The organism is Saccharomonospora iraqiensis subsp. paurometabolica YIM 90007, from assembly GCF_000231035.2.
GTDB lineage: Bacteria > Actinomycetota > Actinomycetes > Mycobacteriales > Pseudonocardiaceae > Saccharomonospora > Saccharomonospora paurometabolica.
In genome coordinates, this window is record NZ_KI912258.1 from 338,291 (window position 1) to 341,275 (window position 2,985).

4 protein-coding genes and 1 pseudogene are annotated in these 2,985 nt (G+C 72.4%); 4 read left to right on the forward strand and 1 reads right to left on the reverse strand.

Annotation, left to right across the window (positions count from 1 at the left end):
* Positions 1–199, reverse strand: a pseudogene (locus tag SACPADRAFT_RS33370) (gephyrin-like molybdotransferase Glp); the annotation flags it as partial.
* A gap of 84 nt (positions 200–283) precedes the next feature.
* On the opposite strand from SACPADRAFT_RS33370, the gene SACPADRAFT_RS0220795 reads away from it, so the two are divergent.
* The 4 genes from SACPADRAFT_RS0220795 to SACPADRAFT_RS29050 form a co-directional block, all read left to right on the forward strand.
* Positions 284–961, forward strand: coding sequence for a TIGR00266 family protein (locus SACPADRAFT_RS0220795; RefSeq protein WP_040924637.1), 678 nt, complete (start codon positions 284–286; stop codon positions 959–961).
* Between the two features lie 3 nt (positions 962–964).
* Positions 965–1,552, forward strand: a complete 588-nt coding sequence (locus SACPADRAFT_RS0220800) for an AIM24 family protein (protein WP_007027092.1) — start codon at positions 965–967, stop codon at positions 1,550–1,552.
* Between the two features lie 134 nt (positions 1,553–1,686).
* Complete coding sequence (locus tag SACPADRAFT_RS0220805; RefSeq protein ID WP_007027091.1) at positions 1,687–1,893, forward strand: cold-shock protein; 207 nt, start codon at positions 1,687–1,689, stop codon at positions 1,891–1,893.
* A gap of 148 nt (positions 1,894–2,041) precedes the next feature.
* Positions 2,042–2,985, forward strand: a 944-nt coding sequence (locus SACPADRAFT_RS29050; protein ID WP_007027090.1) for a serine/threonine-protein kinase, incomplete at its 3' end; no start/stop codon positions are given.

The window sequence follows — 2,985 nt, forward strand, 5'->3', positions numbered from 1 at the left end:
CGGGGCCCGCCCCGGCCACGTCGGCCGCCCGGACGGCGTAGCCGTCCATCGCGGAGTTGTCGAACGGCGGCAGCGCCACCCCCGCCCGCACGTCCGTGGCGAGCACGAGCCCGGCGCAGTCGGCCGTCGGGCGGTGCCCGACCGGCCGGACGCCGAGCAGGTCGGTGACGGCGGCACGGTGCTGTTCGACGGAGATCACGTGGACCATCCTCCCGCCCCGGGCGGGTCGTGCCAAACTCGTGGCGCCGCAACATCGGGATCGACAGAACCAGGGGGAGTCCGGGTGCAGGTTCAGATGCGTCACCAGCCGTCGTTCACGGTGGCCCGACTCGCGCTCGCACCGCAGGAACCCGTCCAGGTCGAGGCGGGCGGGATGGTCGCGACCAGCTACGGCGTCCACATGCAGTCCCAGTCGCAGGGTGGGCTGATGAAGGGGCTCGGACGGGCGGTCCTCGGCGGGGAGTCGCTGTTCGTGTCGACCTTCACCGCGCCCCCGAACGGCGGGTGGGTGGACGTCGCCCCCGGGCTGCCCGGCGACGTCCGGATCGTCGAGATGGACGGCCGCGCGGGCTGGTGTGTCACCAACGGGTCCTGGCTGGCCAACTCGCACGGCATCACGCTGGACACGAAGTGGGGCGGGTTCGGCAACCTGTTCGGGGGAGAGGGCGGGTTCCTGTCCCACGCCACCGGGCAGGGACAGCTGGTCGTGGCCTGCTACGGGGCGATGGACCTGGTGACCCTGCAGCAGGGCGAGATGATCACCGTCGACGCCGGGCACGTCGTTGCCTACGCCGACACCGTGCAGCACCAGACCCGCAGGATCTCCTCCGGCATGGTCCAGTCGCTCAAGAGCGGTGAGGGCCTGGTCTTCGACTTCGCGGGCCCCGGCCAGGTGCTGACCCAGACCCGGGACCCGTCCGCGCTGCTGGCCTGGTTGGTGGCGAGAATGCCGACCCGGTAGCCCATGCGGGTCCTCACGCGCCACACGCCCACGTCCGGGGTGGCCCGGATCGTGCTCGCCGCGGGGGAGGCCGTCGAGGCCCCCGCGGACTCGCTGCTGGCGGCGAGCTACGGGATCGCGGACACCCGGGAGGGCACGGGGTCGTCCGTGTTCACCGCGCCCGCCCAGGGCGGCTGGGTGGACCTCGCACCCGAGGTGGCCGGGGACGTCCACGCGCTCGAACTGGACGGGCGGACCGGCTGGTCGGTCGCCCGGGACGCGGTGTTCGCCCGGCCGGCGACGGTCCGACAGGACCACCCGTGGCCCGCACTGCGGACGCTGTTCGGCAACGACTCCGGTTTCCTCCGGCACCACAGCGGGACCGGTCCGCTGGTGCTGGCCGCACGCGGACCGGTGGACTCCCTCAAGGTGGGACCGGCGGAGATCATCACGGTGAATCCGCTGTTCCTGCTCGCGTACCCGGACGGGGTCGAGGTCCGGCTGCGGGCGGTCGACCCCGCCCGGCCGCAGTCCGTGCGCACCGGCGAGGGGCTGGCGCTGGATGTCGCCGGACCGGCGACGGTGCTGGTACAGACGCGCAGACGTCCGTGACCGCCCGTCGCGGCCGGGCCGAGATTCCCGCGAATTGACCATTGCCTCCCGGCGTTTCTCCGGTAGCGTGATCGACGCTTTGAGAACGCGGCAGGCGGCGCTCTGGCGCGTTGGTTTGTCACAAGGAGGACGCCGTGGCAGTCGGCACGGTCAAATGGTTCAACGCGGAAAAGGGATACGGGTTCATCTCCTCCCCCGAGGGACCCGATGTCTTCGTACACTACTCCGCCATTCAGGCGGAGGGTTTCCGCACCCTCGACGAGGGTGACCGGGTGGAGTTCGAGATCACCGCCGGGCGGGACGGTCGCAGCCAGGCCGCGGACGTCCGCAAGATGTCGTAGTCGACCGGACGGCGTCGGCGTCCCGGGACGCCGCGGGGTCGACGGGTCACGCCGGCGCCGTCCGTTCCCGGCACGTCCGCGCCCTTCCGCCGGGGGCCGGATGCGGACACGTCACGTCCCGGTACCGCGCGGACGTTAGGCTTCGACCGTGGCAGGCGAGGTGTCGGCCGACCTCACGGGGCGGCGGCTGGGTAACTACCGGATCGACGGGGTGCTCGGCCAGGGTGGCATGAGCGTGATGTACCGGGCCACGGACGTGCGGCTGGGGCGCAAGGTGGCCTTGAAGGTCATCGGTGCGCACCTCGGGGCGGACGCCGAGTTCCGCGAACGGTTCGTCGACGAGGCGCGGAACACCTCGGCGATCGACCACCCGAACATCGTGCCGCTGTACGACTTCGGCGAGCTCGACGACATGCTCTACATCGCGATGCGGCTGGTCGACGGCTCGGACCTGGCCAGCCTCATCGCCGACGGCGGGATGGGGCCACAGCGTGCCGTCGGGTTGCTCGACCAGGTCGCCGACGCGCTGGACACCCTGCACGAACGCGGCCTCGTCCATCTCGACGTCAAGCCGGCGAACGTGCTGGTGACCAGCAAGAAGGCGGTCCGCGAGCACGTCTACATCGCCGACTTCGGGCTCACCCGCCGGGGCACCACCGGACACCGCACCCGGGCGGGCGACTTCCTGGGCTCCCCCACCTACGCCGCGCCGGAGCATCTGCGGGGCGAACCACTGGACGGCCGGACCGACCAGTACGCGCTCGGGTGCATGCTCTACGCCTGTCTGACCGGGAAGCCGCCGTTCACCGGCGACGTGGAGGCCGTGATCAAGGGACACCTCGCCGAGGAGGTCCCCTCGGTCCGCGCGGTGGCCGGGGTGCCCGCCGCGATCGACGACGTCGTGCGCACGGGGATGGCCAAGGACCCCGACGCACGCTACGACAGTTGCGTCGGACTGGTCGCGGCCGCCCGCGCCGTGCTCGCCGGGGAGGACTCCCGGTCCCCGGGTTCACCACCTCCACCGGGCCCGTCCGGCTCCGCACCGGGAACGCCCCCGCCCCCGCCCGACGGGCCCCGTCCGGGGACGGCCGG

Excerpts from the sequence above, each read along its gene's own strand:
- SACPADRAFT_RS0220800 (WP_007027092.1), top strand. The coding sequence starts at position 965 with ATGCGGGTCCTCACGCGCCACACGCCCACGTCCGGGGTGGCCCGGATC.